A 17,973-nucleotide genomic window follows, 5' to 3' on the forward strand; every position below is an offset into this window, starting at 1 on the left:
GATGATGGCACTTGTAATGGCAGGTGGAAGGGGCACAAGGCTAGCTATCGACTGTGAAAAGCCCCTCCTTGAGGTAGCAGGACGACCCATGATAGACCATGTCCTCGAGGCCCTGGAGTCTGCCACCGGTGTTGATGGGATAATCGTGGTAACAAGCCCACACACCCCCCTGACAGAGGATCATGTTAGGGGAAGGCACCCCATATTCAGAGCATCGGGTGGAGGTTATGTGGAGGATCTCAGGGAGGTTCTCTCACACCTTGAGGACTCATACCATGAGCCCCTCCTTGTCATCAACTCTGACCTCCCACTTGTGAGGCCATCAACCATTGACTGGATAATAGCCAGCTACCATTCATGCCCGGAACCTGCCATGTGTGTCGCAGTACCAGAGGACCTGTGCAGAAGGCATGGACTTGATTTCTCAGGGTCCCTGGATGGATTAGTACCCTGCGGGGTAAATATATTAATGAGTAAAAACAGAGTACAAGAACAGAGGATCCTTGAGGCTTCCATGCTGGAGCTCGCGGTTAACATAAATAGCTGCAGGGATTTGAAGGTTCTGGAGAAGATTTTAGGTGAGATTGATGGAAGAGAAGAAGCTCATAAAAGGGGAAGAGAAGTACTGGAGTGAGATAAAGGGATACCAGGTCGCCACCAACAATGCACGCATCCTGGGGGAGCTTGAAGAACTCATAATCAACGATAAAACAGGTAAGATAACCGACGTGGTTATCAAGGTGGACAGTGGTAGAAACGTGACAGTCAAGGGGGCCAAGAAGAAGGGCGACTACCTCCTGGTACCATTCGGGAAGGTTGAAAAGGTCGGTGAATTCATAATAATCTCAGAATAACTATTTTTTCCTCTAATTATCCTTCCAGGGTTATATCCTCAGAGTAGAGGCTTGTAATTGAACTTTTCTTTCAGTTAAGGAAGCTTTCATCCCACATTAAAAAATAAAAAAATTCGCCGGATTTACATGCCCTTGAGGCTCATATCCAGCATTCTCTTGGTTTCAGCCGCAAGTTCGGGTGGAAGGCCGGTTATATCCATACTCAGGAAGCCCCTCACAATCATGGATGCTGCCTCCTCCTCGGTAAGACCCCTTGAGGTGAGGTACATGACCTCCTCCTCGGCTATCTTACCGACAGCGGCCTCATGGGACATCTCGAGTTCAGTGGCGCTACCCTCAAGTTCAGGGACAGCGTATATCATTGAGTCATCTGAGAGCACAAGACCGTGACATTCAAGATGACCCTTAACCTCAGGGACCCGCCCCGCAAGGTGACCCCTCGAATATATCTGGGATGAGTCCTTGGAGACAGCACGTGAGACCATCTCGGCACTGGATCCCCTGCCCTCAAGTATGACCCTTGAGCCCATGTCAAGCACAGAGTCCTTCTGACCACCAAGGATGGACTGGAAGACGACCCTTGAGTTCTCACCGGTACAGTAGGCTGTTGGATAGGACTGGATGCTCTTCACAGGACTTGTCAGTATGTAGTTGTTTATGTAGGTGGCGTCATCACCCACCATTATACCGGTCCTGGGGCGCACCTCAACCTGCTCTGCCCAGTTGTGGACCATGGTGAAGGTTATCCTGGCCCCCTTCTTGAGGTAGAACTCGGATACACCCACATGGAGGGCTGAGCTCACATCCTCTCCTGTTGCACAGCCTGTGATTATGTGAAGTTCAGAGTTCTCCTCAGCTATTACGATGTTATGGGCTGTCTGCATAACCCTCTCATCACCTATGAACATACAGGCCTGTAGGGGGAACACCTCACGTGCACCCGGCTTTGACCTTATGAAGTAACCACCCATTTCACCCTCAGCCTCCCTGAGGGCTGTGGTGGCGGTGTACTTGTCGGTGTCAACGGCAACTGCCTTCCACATGTAATCCTTCAGCCAGCTGTACTTATCGAGGGCGACATTCATTCCCATGATTTCTATTGACTCGGAGGCGCAGGTTGTGCAGATGCCTGACTGGTCAACCTGTATGAAGGTACCTGCCCTCTCCCTCTCCTCAGGGTCAACACCGACCCTCAGGAGTGTCTCCTGGACCTCCTTGGGGACCTCCTTGGCCCTTGTCACCTCCTCGTGTTCACCGGCCTCCTCCTTTATGAATTTTTCAAGGTCGATGTCCTCACCGTAGAGGGCCTTCTTTTCCTTGGCCTTCTCAGCCTTCTTCAGTGTATCCCGCAGCATTCAACACACCCCTTGAATCCGTCCTTCCTTATATCCTCAATTATCTCCTGTGGATTCCCTGAACATGCTATCCTGCCATCCATGAGCACATGGGCGGTATCAGCGCTTACAAAGTTCAGTATGTATCCCAGGTGGGTTATTAGGAGTCCTGACTTCCTCCTCAGACCGGGTTTCTTGTCCTTGTCAAGGAGCACGTTGATCTCCTCCGCCAGGAGCTCCACATTCTCAATGTCAACACCGGAATCCGGTTCATCGAACATTATGAAGTCAGGTTTCTGGGCCATTAACTGGAGGATCTCGGATCTCTTAACCTCACCACCTGAGAATCCAAGGTTTACATCCCTCTCAAGGAAGCTCTCATCGAATTTCATCTTGGCTGCAAGTCCCCGCAGCTCGGGTGTCAGTTCTTCCTCTGTTTCCATACCAGATTCAACCTTGAGGAGGTCCATGAGCTTCACACCCCTTATTGCAGGGGGGTTCTGGAAGCTGACACCTATACCCATCCTCACACGCTCTGTTGTGCTCAGATCGGTTATATCCTCACCCTTGAAGAGTATCTGACCATTTGTAACCTTGTACTTTGGAAAACCCAGAATCGTCATGAAGAGGGTGCTCTTACCTGAACCGTTGGGTCCGAGAAGGACATGTGTCTCCCCCCTATCGATGTAGAGGTCTATGTCCTTGAGGACCTGTTTTCCGCTAACCTCAACCGCAAGGTCGGTTATTTCAAGAAGCAGTTAAACCACCACCTATTTCTTCCTTTTAATAAATTATTCGTAGGATACAATAAATAGATTCCCATGGCAATCCTATTCTAGGAAGGACTCAAGGAGTTCAAGTGCGCACCGTATACCGGATCTCTGTCTCCTGAGGATCTCCTCAGCCCCTGAGAACCTGAGGTCCGCTTCAACATCGGAGTTTATGACCTCCTCCCTGTTTTCTGAGACAACTGCAATGCCGCCCCTTCCGATACCGGCGGTAGTACCTATACCCAGATCTGCGGAGGTGAGCTCCCTCACGGATCTTGCCATCATGAGGGCCACCCTCTCATCCTCCTCTTCAGTGTAGACCTTGATGTCATTCAGGGTGGCTGAGGGTTCAGGGGGTTCAAATTTGAGGATGCTCCGTATACCTGAGAGGGTTGGTATGAAGAGACCTGCCACCAGCACCACATCTGAGTCCACACTCCAGCTGTAGCCTCCAGGGTAGCCCATGGAGTAGGCGTGTATCTCCCTTGCAACGAATCCATGGGTGAAGCACTCAGCAGTCGCAACCCTTATCATCCGAGTTTCCTCCTGAGGAGTTTGAGTATCTCTGCAGTCATAACCTCCGATACACGGTCAAGGACGTATGGAGTTACTGGCTCCCAGTCCCTTATCAGTTTTCCTGTCCCCACAAGCAAGTGGTCAGTGACGCCCTCATCAAGGAGGTACTCCACTATGGGGTTCCCGGGATCAGCCTCCTCTATACTGATGGCATTCACCTCCTCCTCACCTATCCCGAAAACTCCCATGGTGCTGATGGTGGCGGAACCCCTTTTCTGGGCGTACTTTATTATCTCTGCAGTCACAGGCAGGGTATCACCACCTGCAATCTCAACACAGACAACATCTCCCCCGAGGAGGTGGAGGTTGTCCTGGTCTATGTACTCGGGGATGCCCCTCACCGTCCTTGAGAAGCCAGGGGTTGCAAGTGATTCAATGAACTTCACCTTGTACTCGCCGGGCGTGGCACCCATGAGGCGGAATATGAGGTCATCGGCAGATACGCGCTGACCATCAATCACATTTATTCTCTCGGGGCCTCCCCTGTGTATCTGCATGAGGTTGAGGGCTGTTCGAAGCCCCAGCCTGCCGGCACCAACGAGGGTTACCTCCCCACGGGGGGCCTTTTTCCCTTCAAGTTCAGAGATCTCCAATAATATCACCGCCATTTTCGCTCTTTCCCTTAAGTTCATGCATTCCATGTACCTAAATGTAGGCGGCCCTGTACTCACTCCAGGGGGTGCCAGTATCCAGGAGTTCCGCCATGACCCCGAAATCCTCAATGACCTCACGGAGTCTGTGGAGACCGGGCATCTCGGTCGCATGGTGACCTGCATCTATGAGTGTCAGGTCCATGTTCCTCCCGAGGATGGCGGGTCCATGGGTGAGGTCACCTGAAAGGTACGCCGATACACCCTCACTCCAGGCCCTCATTATGAGTGATTTATCTGAGAGTCCAAAGCCAGAAACCACCGCGACCCTGTCAACGTATTCACGGGGATTAACAACCCGCAGGGTCTCAGGATTAAGAACCCCTGTTCTTTCGAGGAGCTCTTCAAGGGATAGATCAGCCCTACATATGCGGCCGACACCTGTATCAGGGTCAAGGAATGATTCAACATCCAGTCCCAGGGCATCTGCCAGGGCGTCACAGGCACCTCCATCGGCAACGTCCCAGTTGGAGTGGACTGTGAGGTAGGGGATGGGGGGTTCAACCTCCGGGGGGTGGTGGAGGACCAGGAGGTCGTAGCCATCCACAGCCACATCCTCAAGGTAATCCATGAGGACGAGGACAGCTTCAACCTCGATTTCAGGGCCATGATACCCTATCCGGTCACCCGGGAGGGCAAGTTCAGGGGGGGCAACCCTATCCATCAATTCGATAAAGGACTCTATTCTAATTGTTATCACCGTCCTCTTCTGTAACCTCCGACCTTATCATTCCGAGGTTCCCCTCAATTATCTCATCGCAGCTGATGTCCCCCAGGGACGATACAGTCAGGGCAGGTGATTCAAGGGCCCTGAGGAAGCCCTGAGGGTCCTTCTCTCTGAAGAGGATCCTCTCAAAGAACCTCAGGGTTGCGGTTGCATACAGTACTCCGCTACATTCAAGGGCATCGGCCATTGACCTTCGAAGAACCTCGACTGTGAGGGTCATTGTGCCCGAGGTCTTGGCACCGAGTCCAAGGGTGCGGAGAGAGGCCTTCAGATCTGATTCAACCGCCTCAAGCCGTTCAGAGGTACTGTTGTAGCCCATTATTGTTTCATCACTGCCATCAGAGGTCGGGTCCTCAACGATGAAGGCCCCTGCAGTGAAACCTGAGAGCTCCTCAGGGGTTACACCACCAATGCCGGTTGTATCAACTATGAGGTCCCAGTCACCATCCAGTCCATGAATACCCTCCCGGAAGTCCACATCTCCATTAAGGAGAAAACGTGTCTGGGGGTTTATATCTGCAACTGTAACCCTGCAGTCAAGGGCACCTGAGATCGCGGCGCCTGTGAAGTATGATCCTATAATCAGGGCATTTTCAGGTTCAAATCTGGCATCATCGAGCCACCCAGTGACTGCAGAGGATTTGAGATGGGATATCCCTCTTACTATGTCACCAACTGTGAGGGATGAGAAGAAGGTCTTCACGGTTTCTGTTATGCCTGTTTCAGGGGGTTTCATTTTTGATCAGCTGTTTCCTGTTATTTATGGTTCATACTGGTTTATGGGCCTGTTTTTCTCTGCTGTTCTTTGATGGGGGTCTTTATCTTTTAAACCCTATCCTCTCAAGTGCATGGGTCATCTCTGACCGGACAGCCTCTCTCACTTCCATGCTGTGTATTACATGTGGGGGGGACATGGCTGCAGATAGCAGGCGTCCCCTGGAGTCCATTATAACGAGGAGGGACCCTGAACCAGGGACGCCGAGCCTCCCCCTGGCAATTACAAGGTCCGCACCTGAGATGTCCAGCGCCATGAGGGCCTTTGTGAGTGCTGGCATCCTGGTGAGGTCTGCCCAGTTGGTGTTGAACTGAAGGTGTTCGGCTTCCCGCAGATTGAAACTTCTGAGGACATCGTTTATTGCATCAACCTTCTCAGCATTCCAGTTGGGGACCACGGTCCTGCGGGCACTCCTTATGTACTCCCTTATGGCCTCAACCTCTTCGGATCTGTCCCCGCGGCGTCTGTCCTCTGCAGATTCAAGGTAGGCTTTACCTATGAGGTCCTCAAGCATTTCAACACCCCCAATCAGAGCAGAGCCACTCCCTCGGCTGAGGGGGCTGGTTTTAACTGGGCCCTGAGTCCCATTTCCTTCACAACCTTCAGGACGTCCCTGAGGTTCCCGTAGCGGGGGGACCCCACACCCTTAACGTCATGGGGGTAGCCGTCTGGTATAACAGTTGCGAGGTTATCGGCCCCGGCCATCAGGGAAAACCTGACATTCTCGGGCCCTATTGTGGGTGTTGGAACTGTTATCCTTATGTCAGGGTAGAGGATCCTTGTAATGGCTATGGTCTTCATCTGCTCACTCAGGGGGCAGGGCGGATGTTCCTCCATTGGAGTGCCAGGGTAGGGGTTGAATCCCATTATGGGTATCTCACCAAGGGTTTCAAATTTAGATAGAAACTTAAGGTGCTCCAGGCGATCAGCGTAGCTTTCACCAAGACCTATGAGCAGGCCACTTGAGAGCTCAATACCTGCCGCACAAACCATTTCACAGACCCTGATCCTGTCCTCGATTCTCTCACCGGGTTTAACACTGCTGAAAAGTTCCCTGTTGGTGGTTTCAAGGTTGCAGCATACAGTGTCTGTCCCGTAGTCTGCAAGTTTCTCTGTGGCACTCCTGTTGAGGTCAGATCCAACGTTTATGAGGAGTTCAAGTGATGTGTTCTCCTTAACTATCCTGGCAGCCTTCACGGCATGCTCACCATTGAATCCATGGGCACCTGAGCAGCTGACCCTGGGTATTCCTGATTCCTCTATTATGAGGGCGGCTTCAAGGATCTCATCATCAGTTTTGAAGAATGAGTTATAGTAACCATTTTTTGATGTGCCTGCAGCAAATCCACAGTAACCGCACCGTGGCCTGACCTGGCACATGTTTGTTATGTGCACTGTGGATGTCAGCTTCACAGAGCCGCGGTTTTCACGCATTATATTGAAGGCTGTTTTCATGAGACTGGCAAGATCCCCGGATTCTCTTATTCTGAATAACTGGATAACCTCTCCATCCTGGAGCTGGTACCCTTCTGCCGCCTTTTTCAGTATTTTATCTATCAATTTAACACCAGTTTCAGCTGCTTGGGATTGAAAAGTCAGTAAATTGAAGTGTAAAAATTACTTGGATAAAAAAATAAATAAATTTTTCTGGGATTTTCCTAGGTTTATTTTTTCCTCTTCTCGAGGATTTCGAAGACGGTTGGGAGTATGTCTGCTGATGCTCCGAAGTTCATGGAGTCAGCTGTACCCAGAAGTGCACCGGGGTCGAGGTTCTCTTCCATCTTGTCTATTCCAACCTTATCCATAAGGGCTGTTATCTGTTCAAGTGACTCCTTGGCCATCATCTGTGCGAAACCTGCGGGTGCGCCGAGTACCTGTGTAACTGAGTCCCTGTAGGACAGTATACCAGCGTAGGTTATTGCTGTGAGGGCTGAGCACATGTCACATACAGGTCCGAGGAGTTCGGCTGGTAGCCTGTATGCGTTGCCCCTTGCTTTCTGTCCGAGTTCGAAGAGGGTGTTTATGGCTTCCTCTGAGGCGTAACCCTCTGCAATGTAGACCTGGCCCTTCATTTCGGGTACGGCACCTGGGTGGTAGGATGTTACGTTGAGTGTTTCAGGTTTGGTTACAAGGTCGCCGTGTTTCTCTTCGAATATCTTGTAGAACTTGGTGGTTGGAATCGTGCAGGCGTGGGTGACGATGGCGCCTGGTTTTATATCGTCTATGAATTTGTTGATTATGTCTGGCTGCATGTCACCTTTTGGGAACCAGGTCATTATGAAGTCTGCGTCTGCCACAGCTTCCCTGTCATCTGTTGTTATTTCGAATCCAAGGTCTTCAGGGTGTGTAAAGTGTATTGCACCTTCTGGTGGTTTTGGAAGTTCCTTTGCGACTTCGTTGACCTTTTCCCTGATCTGTGGCATTATTTTTTCTGGGTCCTCCTTGTGGGCTTCTATGACGTCCTCGTAGGCGAAGTCGTCTATGACGGTGAACTGGTTGTCGAATACAGGGTCTGCAACGACGACTTCATCCACACCTGCAAGTTCCTTTAGCTCTGCACCCATTGTTATTGTTGAATGGGTCATGGCTATTTCTGGCTTTCCAACCATTTCAGCGACCTCACAGGCCCTGGAAAAGTTTGTTATTCCACTGGCCGCGTGGGTCCTGTAACATCCTGCACCTAGTATTGCAAGTTTCATATCTATCACTCCATTTCTGTAATACTACTCACATTATTAGTAGTACAGATTAATCGGTTTCCACTATAAATATATTTTTTGATAATTTTCAAACCAAAAAACTTATAAAGAGAATTTATTCAGCTTTGGCAATTTCAGGTAAGCCAATTTAAGCCATGTCTTCATTTTATCCTCCTTTGGGAAGCCGTTGCCATTCATGACTCACATAATAATTATATGAGAATAATCAAAATTATTAAGATATTAATATCATGGGTCTGTGGCTGGGCTGCTTCAATCCAGTGGTCCTAACTGGAAGGCTGCCCTTAACTCTGTAATGGCATGGTGCTGGTTGTTCTGAGAGATCAGAGTACAAACAAGGTTAAATATTAAAAACTAAGCATTTATTATGAATTATAATTTTCTGCCAGAATATTAACTGTGGGCCTATTAGGGCCGGATGGCCATAATTTTAAATTATTGTGGATTTAAACGGTTAAATAATTAAAATTGCGGTTTTTTGAGATTTTTATGTAATTATAATGGTTCAGATGCCTTTTAAATTTTAGGAACATTTATATATGTAATACTTGTTAGCAGATAATTATGACAAACACGATAAAACTGGAGGTTGTGGTGAAAGCATGGAGATTCAGATTCATAAAATTGGACTTTTTCGGCCTGGAAAAAATCCAAAATCGTGTACCCTGAGCCTTGACATGGACTGGAAAATTGACTACACAAATTTCGAGAAGGATTCGGTTGGATACACATTCTATGTGGAATCTCTCAATGGAATACCCTTAAATTTTAAAATAGAAGGAAAGGTTGTCCTTGAGAACTCCGAAAAACTCCCGGAAAACCTATCAGAAGTTCTCCTTGACTCTGGACTGAAGATCATGGTTGAACTCTTCAACGTAACACGTGACAGGACGATAAGCGTTCAGAATGAACTTGTCAGCATCGATGAGTTTCAGAGAAAAGTAAAGAATCTGGAGGTGTAGAAAATGATGGTGAAACACACAGTATGCCCCTCCTGCAGCGCAGGATGTGGCGTGAACCTTATAGAGATTGATGGATCCCCGGTGGGGACCTACCCCTACAAGAGACACATCATAAACGAGGGGAAGACATGCAGAAGTGGAAGGGAATGCTATGAGATTCCAGTAAAGGATAGAATAACATCCCCTGCAGTTAAAAAATCAGGGAACCTTAAGGGTGCAGCCTGGGATGAGGTCCTTGATGGACTCACGGAGATGATCTCATCACCGGAGACAGCCATACTCACAACCGGTACCCTGACAGATGAGGAGGCAGCTAAACTCAAAAGAATCATAGAAAGAGTTGATGTAAAAAAATACGGTCTTATAACCGTATTTCCAGAATTCGATTATCCAGAAATAGATGTGAGGAAAATAAGGAACTATGGTAATATTGCAGTAATTGGTGACCTCATGAACTGCGCACCCCTCCTCGCAAGGAGGATGTTCCAGGCGATGGATGGTGGTGCAGAGGTCCGATCGTACGATAGGAGGGAGATAACAAGGACGGCCATGAACTCCAGCTCCCACAGCACCTTTTCAGATAATTCAGATCTTCTAGATAAACTCAGGGAGTTTCCAGCAGACCTCATAATGATTACAGCTGAAATCCCTGATGTAATAGACCATGTACTTGAGGCCTCAGCTGAAACAGGGGCTGAGGTTCTGCCAGTATTTGAGGACTTCAACACCCGGGGTGTGATGCAGCACATACCACCCATCCGTGACCATGAAGAGATTGAATCCCTGTGGCTCATTGACCCGGGTGCAGTTGCAGAACCCCTGGATGTTAAGGGATCATTCGTCCTCCAGTCAATAAAAACTTCAGGTGCAGTTCCTGACATCTTCCTTGCAACCGCTGGCTGGTGTGAAAAGGAGGGCTCATACACAGGTGCAACAGGACATACTGTAAAACTGGAACCTGCACTACCGGAACCTGAGGGGGTTCTCACAGATGGTGAAATATTTGAGAGGATACTCGAGAGGCTGGGTGATTGAAATGAAATACATTCTTGCAAGGGCCACCGATGAGGAAATTCAGAAAAGGGGAGAGTGCGGCGGAGCAGTAACCGCCATATTCAAATACATGCTTGATGAGGGGATCGTGGACGGAGTCCTGACACTTGAAAGGGGAGATGATATCTACGATGGAATCCCGATCCTCCTGGAGGACTCAGATGAGATCATATCAACCTGCGGTTCACTTCACTGTGCACCGACCATGTTCGGAGACCTCATATCACGTTACCTGAATGATATGAGGCTGGCAGTGGCTGTGAAACCCTGCGATGCAATGGCCATCAGGGAACTTGAAAAGAGACATCAGATTGACCCTGATAGGGTATACAAGATAGGATTGAACTGTGGGGGCACCCTCAGCCCGGTATCCGCCAGGGAAATGATAGAGACCTTCTATGAAATAGACCCTGATGACGTTATCAGGGAGGAGATAGATAAGGGAAAATTCATAGTCGAGCTAAAGGATGGCAGTCATAAGGAAATATCAATCGATTACCTTGAGGAGGAGGGCTTCGGAAGGAGGGAAAACTGCCAGAGATGCGAGCTGATGGTGCCCAGGAATGCAGACATTGCCTGCGGAAACTGGGGTGCAGAGGAGGGATGGACCTTCATCGAGGTCAACACAGATCGGGGCGAGGAAATCATCGAGGGGGCCCGCAGGGGGGGCTACCTCGAAGTCAAAGAGCCACCGGCGAAGATGATAGAGATCAGGGAGAAAATTGAAAATACCATGATTAAGATGGCCAGGAAGTTCCAGGACAGGCATCTGGAGGATGATTACCCCTCCCTGGATGAATGGGAAGAATACTGGAAACGCTGCATCAACTGCTTCGCATGCAGGGATGTGTGCCCAATATGCTTCTGCAGGGAATGCGAACTTGAGAAGGATTACCTCCTGGAGTCAGATGAAAAGTCACCTGACCCCCTGACCTTCCAGGGTGTGAGACTGTCCCATATGGGCTTCAGCTGCATCAACTGCGGACAGTGTGAGGATGTTTGCCCCATGGACATCCCCATCGCAAGGATCTACCACAGAATACAGAGGAAATACCGTGACAGAACAGGTTTCACAGCAGGTGTGAGTGAAGAGCTACCTCCAATGTACAGTGGAGAGAAGGATTAGAGTTTGATGGTGATTTTCGAGCCAGAGATAGTGAGATTCTGAGGTGATGGTATGAGTTTCGAACCAAAGATAGTGGGATTCTGTTGTAACTGGTGCTCCTATGGTGGAGCCGACACTGCGGGAACAGCGAGGATGCAGTACCCTCCAAACGTCAGAATAATAAGGGTGATGTGCTCCGGTCGTGTCAATGCCTCCATGATACTGAAGGCCTTCCGTGACGGTGCAGACGGAGTCTTTGTTGGTGGATGTCACATAGGGGACTGTCACTATGATTCTGGAAATTACAAGTGGAAGAGGAGGGCCCAGTTTATTGAGGATATACTGCCGGAGTTTGGCATTGAGAAGGAGAGATTCCGGTGGGAGTGGATATCAGCATCAGAGGGCGAGAAGTTCCAGAAGACGATGAAGGAATTCTATGAAACGGTGAAGTCAATGGGACCCCTCAGGAGGGCAGGGAAGTAAAGGGGTATTAAAATCTGAACCCATTCCCTGCATTTTTATTAACCCACCACTTTTATCAAAGCTTAAATTAGCATCCCTTCCATACTGAGTTACAGTGACTTTGAAGGTGAAACAATATGCACGAATTAATCAGGGAAGCTGTGGATAACCCGGGTACAGCCTGGGAAATCATTAAAATGGACAGGGATGTTACAGAGGTCGTGGATGCTGTTTCTGACCTATCCAGGGAGGATAAGATTAAACTTGGAGCAACCTTCAAGAGGTTTCCCCTGGGCTGTGATCTCACAGAGCTCATTGTGGGTACCTGTGCCTCTGACCTTGAAAAGATTGACCTCATGGGAAACTGTATGCTCTCTGACACCATAGGGGCAACCATACATGTATGCGCCTATGCATTTGCAGATATAGCCGAGAGCTATGGCATGAGACCTGTGGAACTCATGAGGGAGGTGAGGGAAACAACGGAGGTGCCCCTGGACCTTGACCACTTCGGAAGATACGGGCCAATGAGGTTCCCCAGATCCATAACCGGGTGCGGTGGCCAGTGCTACCTTGAAGGCCCGCCCTTCGAGGGCTGTCCAAGGGAGAGAATACATGCAAGGCTCCTTGACAGGGAAAAGGAGGGGCTACCTGACAGGGAAGAATGGGTTGAACTGTCATCCTCTGTTGCAGTTAACCTGACACCTGTACAGGGGGCTGAAACCCACGCAGCACCCCTCGAGGAGGCTGAGGAAGTTCTGGAACTTGCCAGAAAACATGGGAAGGGCGTTGAGGCCATAATGTTCGTTGGGGATGGATACGATGACCTCATATCAGGCTTCGAGGCAGGACTTGAGATGGGTGTCGATGTATTCGTCCTTGAGGGGGGCCCCTTTAACCTTGCAGGGGACCGTCTGGATGCCTTTGCAGGTGCAGTTGCAGCGGCAAGGATACTCACCCCTGGAAAGATAGTTGCAACAAATGGAGCATATGAGGATGAGTGCCGCGTAGGCCTCAGGGCGGGCCTCAATGCGATCATAACAGGATTCCCGAAGAACCATCATGGTTACATGTGCGGATACACTCCAGGCACAGCCAGGAGGGGTAAATTCGGGCTTCCAAGGGTCATGAAAATAATGAGGGAGGAGGTTGAATCCGGCCTCACACCGGTACCCATACAGAAGGCCCAGCTGGAGGCTCTGGCAGCGGCTGTGAAGGTTTCAGGAACAGAAAACGTCTATCCACGGACCCTGGGTTACACCTACGTTGGCGACGCCCACTGGGCATGCCTTCCATCAACACCCCTCTATGAGAGGGTGGAGGTGAAGAGGGATGTGAATGCACTTGTGAAAATGGTTGAGGATGGTGATATCCATGGAAGGGTGGCCATATTCGGTGCAAGGTTCGTCTCATGGGTTATTGCAGATAAACTGGATGGTCTTGTGGATGAATTTGTCATTGTGGACAGGGACCCATGGGTTGAGCAGGTGACGGTTGATAATCTGAGATCAGAGCTAAGGACAGATGTTCACCCGGGAAATTCTGATGACGAGGGCGCCTACAGTTCGGCTGATTCATCGATAGTGTCCACCACCATCCCCCAGATATCTGCAAAAATTTCCGGAAAATTCAGGGACACGGTGACGCTTGTGTAGGTTTCATAGGAGCCTTCTGGTGGAAGGGGAGTGGTATTAAAAATAATAAAAATTTTAACCACACATATAAAATTTTCGAAATTGTTTCATAAGTAACCTTTATACTTACCACTCCTAAACCATATACCAAGTACAATTATAGTACGATCCAAAAGCAAGGAGGAAACTCTATGGCTGAAGATGACATAAAAATTGTGATGTTCTGTTGTAACTGGTGTTCCTACGGTGGAGCCGACACTGCGGGAACAGCAAGGATGCAGTACCCTACAAACATTAGGGTTATCCGTGTGATGTGCTCCGGAAGGATAGAACCACAGTTCGTTCTCAAGGCATTCAGGGAAGGCGCTGACGGTGTCCTTGTAACAGGATGCCACCATGGTGACTGCCACTACGACGCAGGAAACTACAAGCTTGACAGGAGAATGAGGCTGATCTACAAACTGGCAGATGAGCTTGGAATTGGCAGGGAAAGGATCCACCACGACTGGATATCAGCATCAGAGGGTGAAAAATTCGCTGAAACAGTTAAGATGATGGTTAACAGGATAAAGGACCTTGGCCCATCACCAATCAAAAAACAGCTAGCTGAAGCATAAGGAGGATTTCGAATGGCTGAAAAGATAAAAATAGGAACAATGTGGCTTGGAGGATGCTCCGGCTGCCACCTGTCCATTGCAGACTTCCATGAAAAGCTTCTCGACGTTATGGAACACGCGGACTTTGAATTCAGCCCTGTTTTAATGGACACAAAGTACGATGAAATCCCTGAACTCGATGTCGTCATCATCGAGGGCGGAATCGTCAACGATGAAAACAGGGAATTTGCCGAGGAACTCAGGGAAAAGGCCAAGTTCGTCATAAGTTACGGTACATGCGCAGTTTACGGAGGCATACCCGGTCTCAGGAACCTCTGGGACAAGGATGAAGTTATTGAGGAGGCCTACATAAACTCAATCACAACACCCAACGAGGAGGGCGTGATCCCATCTGAAGAGGTGCCACACCTTGAGGGAAGGGTCAAACCCCTGGGTGAAGTCATAGATGTTGACTTTGAAGTTCCAGGATGCCCACCAAGGTCAGATGTTGCCGCGGAAGTGGTAATGGCACTTCTAACAGGTGAAGAAATAGAACTTCCAGAAACAAACCTCTGCGAAGTCTGTCCAAGGGAAAAACCACCAGAAGGCCTTGCAATGGACTTCATAAAGAGACAGTTCGAGGTTGGTAAACCAGAAGACGATCTCTGTCTCATACCACAGGGACTCATATGCATGGGCCCTGCAACAGTGTCCATCTGCGGTGCCGAATGCCCAAGCATAGCCATACCCTGTCGTGGCTGTTACGGTCCAACAGCACGTGTCGAGGACCAGGGCGCCAAGATGATAAGTGCTATTGCCTCTGACTACAAGGTCGAGGAGGACAAAACCGTCGACCCTGAGGAAGTGGCTGAACAGCTGGACGATATTGTTGGAACATTCTACACCTTCACACTTCCAGCAGCACTCATACCAATGAAAATAAAGAAGGAGGGTAAATAGATGGTTAAACTCACAATGGAACCTGTGACCCGTATAGAAGGTCACGCCAAGATTACCGTACACCTTGATGATGCAGGTAATGTTGAAGACACAAGGCTCCATGTAATGGAGTTCCGTGGGTTCGAGAAGTTTCTCCAGGGAAGACCAATAGAGGAAGCACCAAGGATAGTTCCAAGGATCTGCGGTATCTGTGACGTGCAGCACCACCTGGCAGCAGCCAAGGCTGTTGACGCATGCTTCGGTTTTGAACCAGAGGATGTCCTTCCTGCAGCCTACAAGATGAGGGAGATCATGAACTGGGGTTCATACATGCACTCCCATGGTCTGCACTTCTACTTCCTCGCAGCCCCTGACTTCATAGCAGGTAAGGACAGAAAGACAAGGAACGTCTTCCAGATTATAAAGGATGCCCCTGATATCGCTCTTCAGGCCATAGAACTGCGTAAAAACTCCCTTGAACTGGTAAGGGCCACCGGTGGAAGGCCTATCCACCCAACATCATCAACACCAGGTGGTATCTCAACAGAACTCGACGATGAAACACAGAAGGACCTCCTCAAGAAGGCCCAGAGGAACATTGAACTGGCAGAGGCCACCCTTGAACTGGCAGTCCCCATCTTCGAGGAAAACATTGACCTCGTGAACTCACTGGGTAACATTGAAACCTACCACACAGGTCTTGTAAAGGACGGTGTCTGGGACGTTTATGATGGTGTGGTGAGGATAAAGGACAAGGAAGGAAACATGTTCAGGGAATTCAAACCTGCGGACTACGCTGACACAATCGCTGAACATGTCAAGCCCTACTCATGGCTCAAGTTCCCATACATAAAGGACCTGGGATACCCGGACGGCGTATACCGTGTTTCACCACTCTCCAGGCTCAACGTTGCAGACAAGATGCCTGATGCAGCTCCAAAGGCACAGGACTACTTCAAGGAGTTCAGGGAAAACTTTGGATACGCACAGCAGACCCTCCTGTACCACTGGGCAAGGCTCATAGAAATCCTTGCGTGTGCTGAATGCGCAGCCGATGCACTTGAAGGAGACCTATCAGGAGAGAAGTTCCCTGATTCACTTGAAAGACAGGCTGGAGACGGTGTGGGTATAGTTGAGGCGCCAAGGGGAACACTCACACACCACTACACCTGCGATGAAAACGGCCTCATCACCAGGGCAAACATAGTGGTTGCAACAATCCAGAACAACCCTGCCATGGAGATGGGTATCCAGAAGGTTGCCCAGGACTACATCAAACCTGGCGTTGAAGTGGATGATAAGATATTCAACCTCATGGAGATGGTTATAAGGGCATACGACCCATGTCTCTCCTGCGCAACACACACCATTGACAGTCAGATGAGACTTGCCACCTTGGAAGTATACGACAGTGAAGGCGACCTTGTAAAAAGGATCTAATTTCACCAGAAAGGTGGTAAAATGATAGTTGTCAATAAAGAGGACTGCATAAGGTGTGGTGCCTGCCAGGGGACCTGCCCAACCGCAGCCATTGAGGTAACACCTGAGGATGTCATATACTGTGACATCTGCGGCGGTGAACCAAAGTGTGTTGACATATGCCCCACAGGCGCCCTCAAACTTGAGGACCTGGTGGTTGACGAGGCAGGTAACACACAGGGCAGGATAGTCTTCAACCCTGATAAGTGTAACGAGTGCGGGGACTGCGTGGAGGTCTGCCCTCCACAGATCCTCAAACTCGACGAGGGAAAGGTCAAGAAGGTCCCACTTCAGGGATTCTGTGTCATGTGCCAGAAGTGCGTTGACATATGCCCTGTGGGGGTTATAGGTGTTGAGGGCATTAAGGAACCGGCAAAGGTTGAACTGGAAATTGAGGGACCAGTATTCATAGCAGACTGTGTGGGCTGTGGAATGTGTGTCCCTGAGTGTCCAGTGGACGCCATAACCCTTGATAAGGTCGGCGGTGTCATAGAGATTGATGAGGACACCTGTATAAAGTGTGGTGTCTGCGCACAGACCTGTCCATGGAATGCCGTCTATATATCAGGCAGGAAGCCAGAGAAGAGGGCCAAGGAGATCAAGAAGTTCGAGCTGGATGCAGATACATGTATAGGATGTAACACATGTGTCGAGGCATGTCCCGGTGACTTCATAGTTCCAAGGGCATCCAGCCTCACTGTTGAACTGCCAGCCATCTGTACGGCATGCGGTCTCTGTGAACAGCTCTGTCCTGTTGACGCCATAGACCTTGAAGTGGAACTGGGTCCTGCAAAACCTGCAAGTGAAGAGGGCCTTGTCTGGGATGAGGAGAAATGTGACTTCATAGGCGCATGCGCCAACATCTGCCCCAACGACGCCATAAGGGTGGTTACTAAGGAGGGCATGAAGGTCCCGGACAATGAGAAGGTTGATGAGGAACCATCCTTTGCCATGTGTACCCGCTGCGGTGCATGTACAATGGCCTGTCCTAAGGGTGCACTCAGCCTTGTTGATATGGACAAGGTCATTGATGGTGAGGTTGTCAAGAGGAAAAGGGTCCAGTACAACCCAGCCCTCTGTGACCAGTGCGGTGACTGTATTGAGGTATGTCCCTACGACATGCTGAAACTCACCGATGAGAAGGTTCCACTTAAAGGATTCTGCATACTCTGTGACCAGTGCATACCAGCCTGTCCTAAGGGTGCACTGTCACTCAAATAATTCCCCTCTTTTTTTGTTTTCAGATGCAGGATTTAGTTATCACAGACCCTGTTATTATTTCAGATAATATTTTTATGAAAAATGATTTTTCATATTTAAAATTTTTCTTTTTTTCC

At 49.4% G+C, this 17,973-nt stretch carries 20 protein-coding genes; 11 read left to right on the plus strand and 9 right to left on the minus strand.

The annotated features are described in order from the left end of the window. Position 1 precedes the first annotated feature (1 nt). A complete protein-coding gene (locus C7452_RS01130) occupies positions 2 to 634 on the plus strand; it encodes a TIGR00454 family protein (RefSeq protein ID WP_048175722.1) in 633 nt (210 codons plus the stop codon). Next, positions 588 to 854: a PRC-barrel domain-containing protein gene (locus C7452_RS01135; RefSeq protein WP_048175721.1), complete on the plus strand. Its 267-nt coding sequence runs from the start codon at positions 588 to 590 to the stop codon at positions 852 to 854. Before C7452_RS01130 ends, C7452_RS01135 begins: the two co-directional genes overlap by 47 nt. A 122-nt stretch (positions 855 to 976) precedes the next feature. On the opposite strand, the gene C7452_RS01140 is transcribed toward C7452_RS01135, so the two are convergent. The 9 genes from C7452_RS01140 to hmd form a co-directional block, all read right to left on the minus strand. Next, positions 977 to 2,209 (minus strand): SufB/SufD family protein, encoded by a 1,233-nt coding sequence (locus tag C7452_RS01140; protein WP_048175720.1) that lies wholly within the window; start codon positions 2,207 to 2,209, stop codon positions 977 to 979. Then, positions 2,191 to 2,946, minus strand: a complete 756-nt coding sequence (sufC, locus tag C7452_RS01145; protein WP_048175719.1) for a Fe-S cluster assembly ATPase SufC — start codon at positions 2,944 to 2,946, stop codon at positions 2,191 to 2,193. Before sufC ends, C7452_RS01140 begins: the two co-directional genes overlap by 19 nt. A 72-nt stretch (positions 2,947 to 3,018) precedes the next feature. Further along, entirely contained in the window at positions 3,019 to 3,492 is a 474-nt protein-coding gene (locus tag C7452_RS01150) for a FeGP cofactor biosynthesis protein HcgF family protein (protein ID WP_048175718.1), read from the minus strand. Beyond that, the gene (locus C7452_RS01155; protein ID WP_048176641.1) at positions 3,489 to 4,142 is read right to left on the minus strand and encodes a thiamine biosynthesis protein ThiF; all 654 of its coding nucleotides are present in this window, start codon (positions 4,140 to 4,142) and stop codon (positions 3,489 to 3,491) included. The genes C7452_RS01150 and C7452_RS01155 overlap by 4 nt, the downstream gene beginning before the upstream one ends. A 37-nt stretch (positions 4,143 to 4,179) precedes the next feature. Further along, complete coding sequence (locus C7452_RS01160; protein WP_048175717.1) at positions 4,180 to 4,884, minus strand: Nif3-like dinuclear metal center hexameric protein; 705 nt, start codon at positions 4,882 to 4,884, stop codon at positions 4,180 to 4,182. Then, positions 4,871 to 5,647 (minus strand): SAM-dependent methyltransferase HcgC family protein, encoded by a 777-nt coding sequence (locus C7452_RS01165; protein ID WP_048175716.1) that lies wholly within the window; start codon positions 5,645 to 5,647, stop codon positions 4,871 to 4,873. The genes C7452_RS01160 and C7452_RS01165 overlap by 14 nt, the downstream gene beginning before the upstream one ends. 82 nt (positions 5,648 to 5,729) lie before the next feature. After that, positions 5,730 to 6,200 carry a DUF3236 domain-containing protein gene (locus C7452_RS01170; RefSeq protein WP_048175715.1) on the minus strand — a complete coding sequence of 157 codons (471 nt, stop codon included), beginning with the start codon at positions 6,198 to 6,200 and terminating at the stop codon, positions 5,730 to 5,732. Between the two features lie 14 nt (positions 6,201 to 6,214). Continuing rightward, a complete protein-coding gene (gene hmdB / locus C7452_RS01175) occupies positions 6,215 to 7,246 on the minus strand; it encodes a 5,10-methenyltetrahydromethanopterin hydrogenase cofactor biosynthesis protein HmdB (RefSeq protein ID WP_010876767.1) in 1,032 nt (343 codons plus the stop codon). A gap of 104 nt (positions 7,247 to 7,350) precedes the next feature. Continuing rightward, entirely contained in the window at positions 7,351 to 8,385 is a 1,035-nt protein-coding gene (hmd, locus tag C7452_RS01180) for a 5,10-methenyltetrahydromethanopterin hydrogenase (protein ID WP_048175714.1), read from the minus strand. Positions 8,386 to 9,008: 623 nt separating this feature from the next. Between hmd and C7452_RS01185 the strand changes: the two genes are divergently transcribed. From C7452_RS01185 to mvhB, 9 genes are all read left to right on the plus strand, one after another. Then, positions 9,009 to 9,368 (plus strand): hypothetical protein, encoded by a 360-nt coding sequence (locus tag C7452_RS01185; RefSeq protein WP_170130268.1) that lies wholly within the window; start codon positions 9,009 to 9,011, stop codon positions 9,366 to 9,368. Positions 9,369 to 9,371: 3 nt separating this feature from the next. Further along, complete coding sequence (locus C7452_RS01190; protein ID WP_115891959.1) at positions 9,372 to 10,403, plus strand: molybdopterin-dependent oxidoreductase; 1,032 nt, start codon at positions 9,372 to 9,374, stop codon at positions 10,401 to 10,403. Continuing rightward, the gene (locus tag C7452_RS01195; RefSeq protein WP_211305656.1) at positions 10,399 to 11,547 is read left to right on the plus strand and encodes a Coenzyme F420 hydrogenase/dehydrogenase, beta subunit C-terminal domain; all 1,149 of its coding nucleotides are present in this window, start codon (positions 10,399 to 10,401) and stop codon (positions 11,545 to 11,547) included. The genes C7452_RS01190 and C7452_RS01195 overlap by 5 nt, the downstream gene beginning before the upstream one ends. Before the next feature lie 51 nt (positions 11,548 to 11,598). After that, positions 11,599 to 12,009, plus strand: a complete 411-nt coding sequence (locus C7452_RS01200; protein WP_115891961.1) for a hydrogenase iron-sulfur subunit — start codon at positions 11,599 to 11,601, stop codon at positions 12,007 to 12,009. 116 nt (positions 12,010 to 12,125) lie between these two features. After that, positions 12,126 to 13,643 carry a 5,10-methenyltetrahydromethanopterin hydrogenase cofactor biosynthesis protein HmdC gene (gene hmdC / locus C7452_RS01205; protein ID WP_115891962.1) on the plus strand — a complete coding sequence of 506 codons (1,518 nt, stop codon included), beginning with the start codon at positions 12,126 to 12,128 and terminating at the stop codon, positions 13,641 to 13,643. 170 nt (positions 13,644 to 13,813) lie between these two features. Continuing rightward, on the plus strand, positions 13,814 to 14,239 hold the full coding sequence (locus C7452_RS01210; RefSeq protein ID WP_010876760.1) for a hydrogenase iron-sulfur subunit: 426 nt from the start codon (positions 13,814 to 13,816) through the stop codon (positions 14,237 to 14,239). 12 nt (positions 14,240 to 14,251) lie between these two features. Beyond that, positions 14,252 to 15,178 (plus strand): F420-non-reducing hydrogenase subunit MvhG, encoded by a 927-nt coding sequence (gene mvhG, locus C7452_RS01215; RefSeq protein WP_115891963.1) that lies wholly within the window; start codon positions 14,252 to 14,254, stop codon positions 15,176 to 15,178. After that, entirely contained in the window at positions 15,179 to 16,597 is a 1,419-nt protein-coding gene (mvhA, locus tag C7452_RS01220) for a F420-non-reducing hydrogenase subunit MvhA (protein ID WP_115891964.1), read from the plus strand. It abuts the gene before it with no gap. Between the two features lie 21 nt (positions 16,598 to 16,618). Then, the gene (gene mvhB / locus C7452_RS01225; RefSeq protein WP_115891965.1) at positions 16,619 to 17,857 is read left to right on the plus strand and encodes a polyferredoxin protein MvhB; all 1,239 of its coding nucleotides are present in this window, start codon (positions 16,619 to 16,621) and stop codon (positions 17,855 to 17,857) included. The last annotated feature ends 116 nt before the right edge of the window (positions 17,858 to 17,973 follow it).

It is taken from the genome of Methanothermobacter defluvii (assembly GCF_003385755.1).
GTDB lineage: Archaea > Methanobacteriota > Methanobacteria > Methanobacteriales > Methanothermobacteraceae > Methanothermobacter > Methanothermobacter thermautotrophicus.

Coding starts and splice junctions, on each gene's coding strand:
- hmdC (WP_115891962.1), top strand. CDS start 12,126: ATGCACGAATTAATCAGGGAAGCTGTGGATAACCCGGGTACAGCCTGG.
- C7452_RS01190 (WP_115891959.1), top strand. CDS start 9,372: ATGATGGTGAAACACACAGTATGCCCCTCCTGCAGCGCAGGATGTGGC.
- C7452_RS01140 (WP_048175720.1), bottom strand. CDS start 2,209: ATGCTGCGGGATACACTGAAGAAGGCTGAGAAGGCCAAGGAAAAGAAG.
- C7452_RS01135 (WP_048175721.1), top strand. CDS start 588: ATGGAAGAGAAGAAGCTCATAAAAGGGGAAGAGAAGTACTGGAGTGAG.
- C7452_RS01165 (WP_048175716.1), bottom strand. CDS start 5,647: ATGAAACCCCCTGAAACAGGCATAACAGAAACCGTGAAGACCTTCTTC.
- C7452_RS01185 (WP_170130268.1), top strand. CDS start 9,009: ATGGAGATTCAGATTCATAAAATTGGACTTTTTCGGCCTGGAAAAAAT.
- mvhG (WP_115891963.1), top strand. CDS start 14,252: ATGGCTGAAAAGATAAAAATAGGAACAATGTGGCTTGGAGGATGCTCC.
- mvhA (WP_115891964.1), top strand. CDS start 15,179: ATGGTTAAACTCACAATGGAACCTGTGACCCGTATAGAAGGTCACGCC.
- C7452_RS01210 (WP_010876760.1), top strand. CDS start 13,814: ATGGCTGAAGATGACATAAAAATTGTGATGTTCTGTTGTAACTGGTGT.
- C7452_RS01150 (WP_048175718.1), bottom strand. CDS start 3,492: ATGATAAGGGTTGCGACTGCTGAGTGCTTCACCCATGGATTCGTTGCA.
- C7452_RS01170 (WP_048175715.1), bottom strand. CDS start 6,200: ATGCTTGAGGACCTCATAGGTAAAGCCTACCTTGAATCTGCAGAGGAC.
- C7452_RS01200 (WP_115891961.1), top strand. CDS start 11,599: ATGAGTTTCGAACCAAAGATAGTGGGATTCTGTTGTAACTGGTGCTCC.
- C7452_RS01130 (WP_048175722.1), top strand. CDS start 2: ATGATGGCACTTGTAATGGCAGGTGGAAGGGGCACAAGGCTAGCTATC.
- mvhB (WP_115891965.1), top strand. CDS start 16,619: ATGATAGTTGTCAATAAAGAGGACTGCATAAGGTGTGGTGCCTGCCAG.
- C7452_RS01155 (WP_048176641.1), bottom strand. CDS start 4,142: ATGGCGGTGATATTATTGGAGATCTCTGAACTTGAAGGGAAAAAGGCC.
- hmd (WP_048175714.1), bottom strand. CDS start 8,385: ATGAAACTTGCAATACTAGGTGCAGGATGTTACAGGACCCACGCGGCC.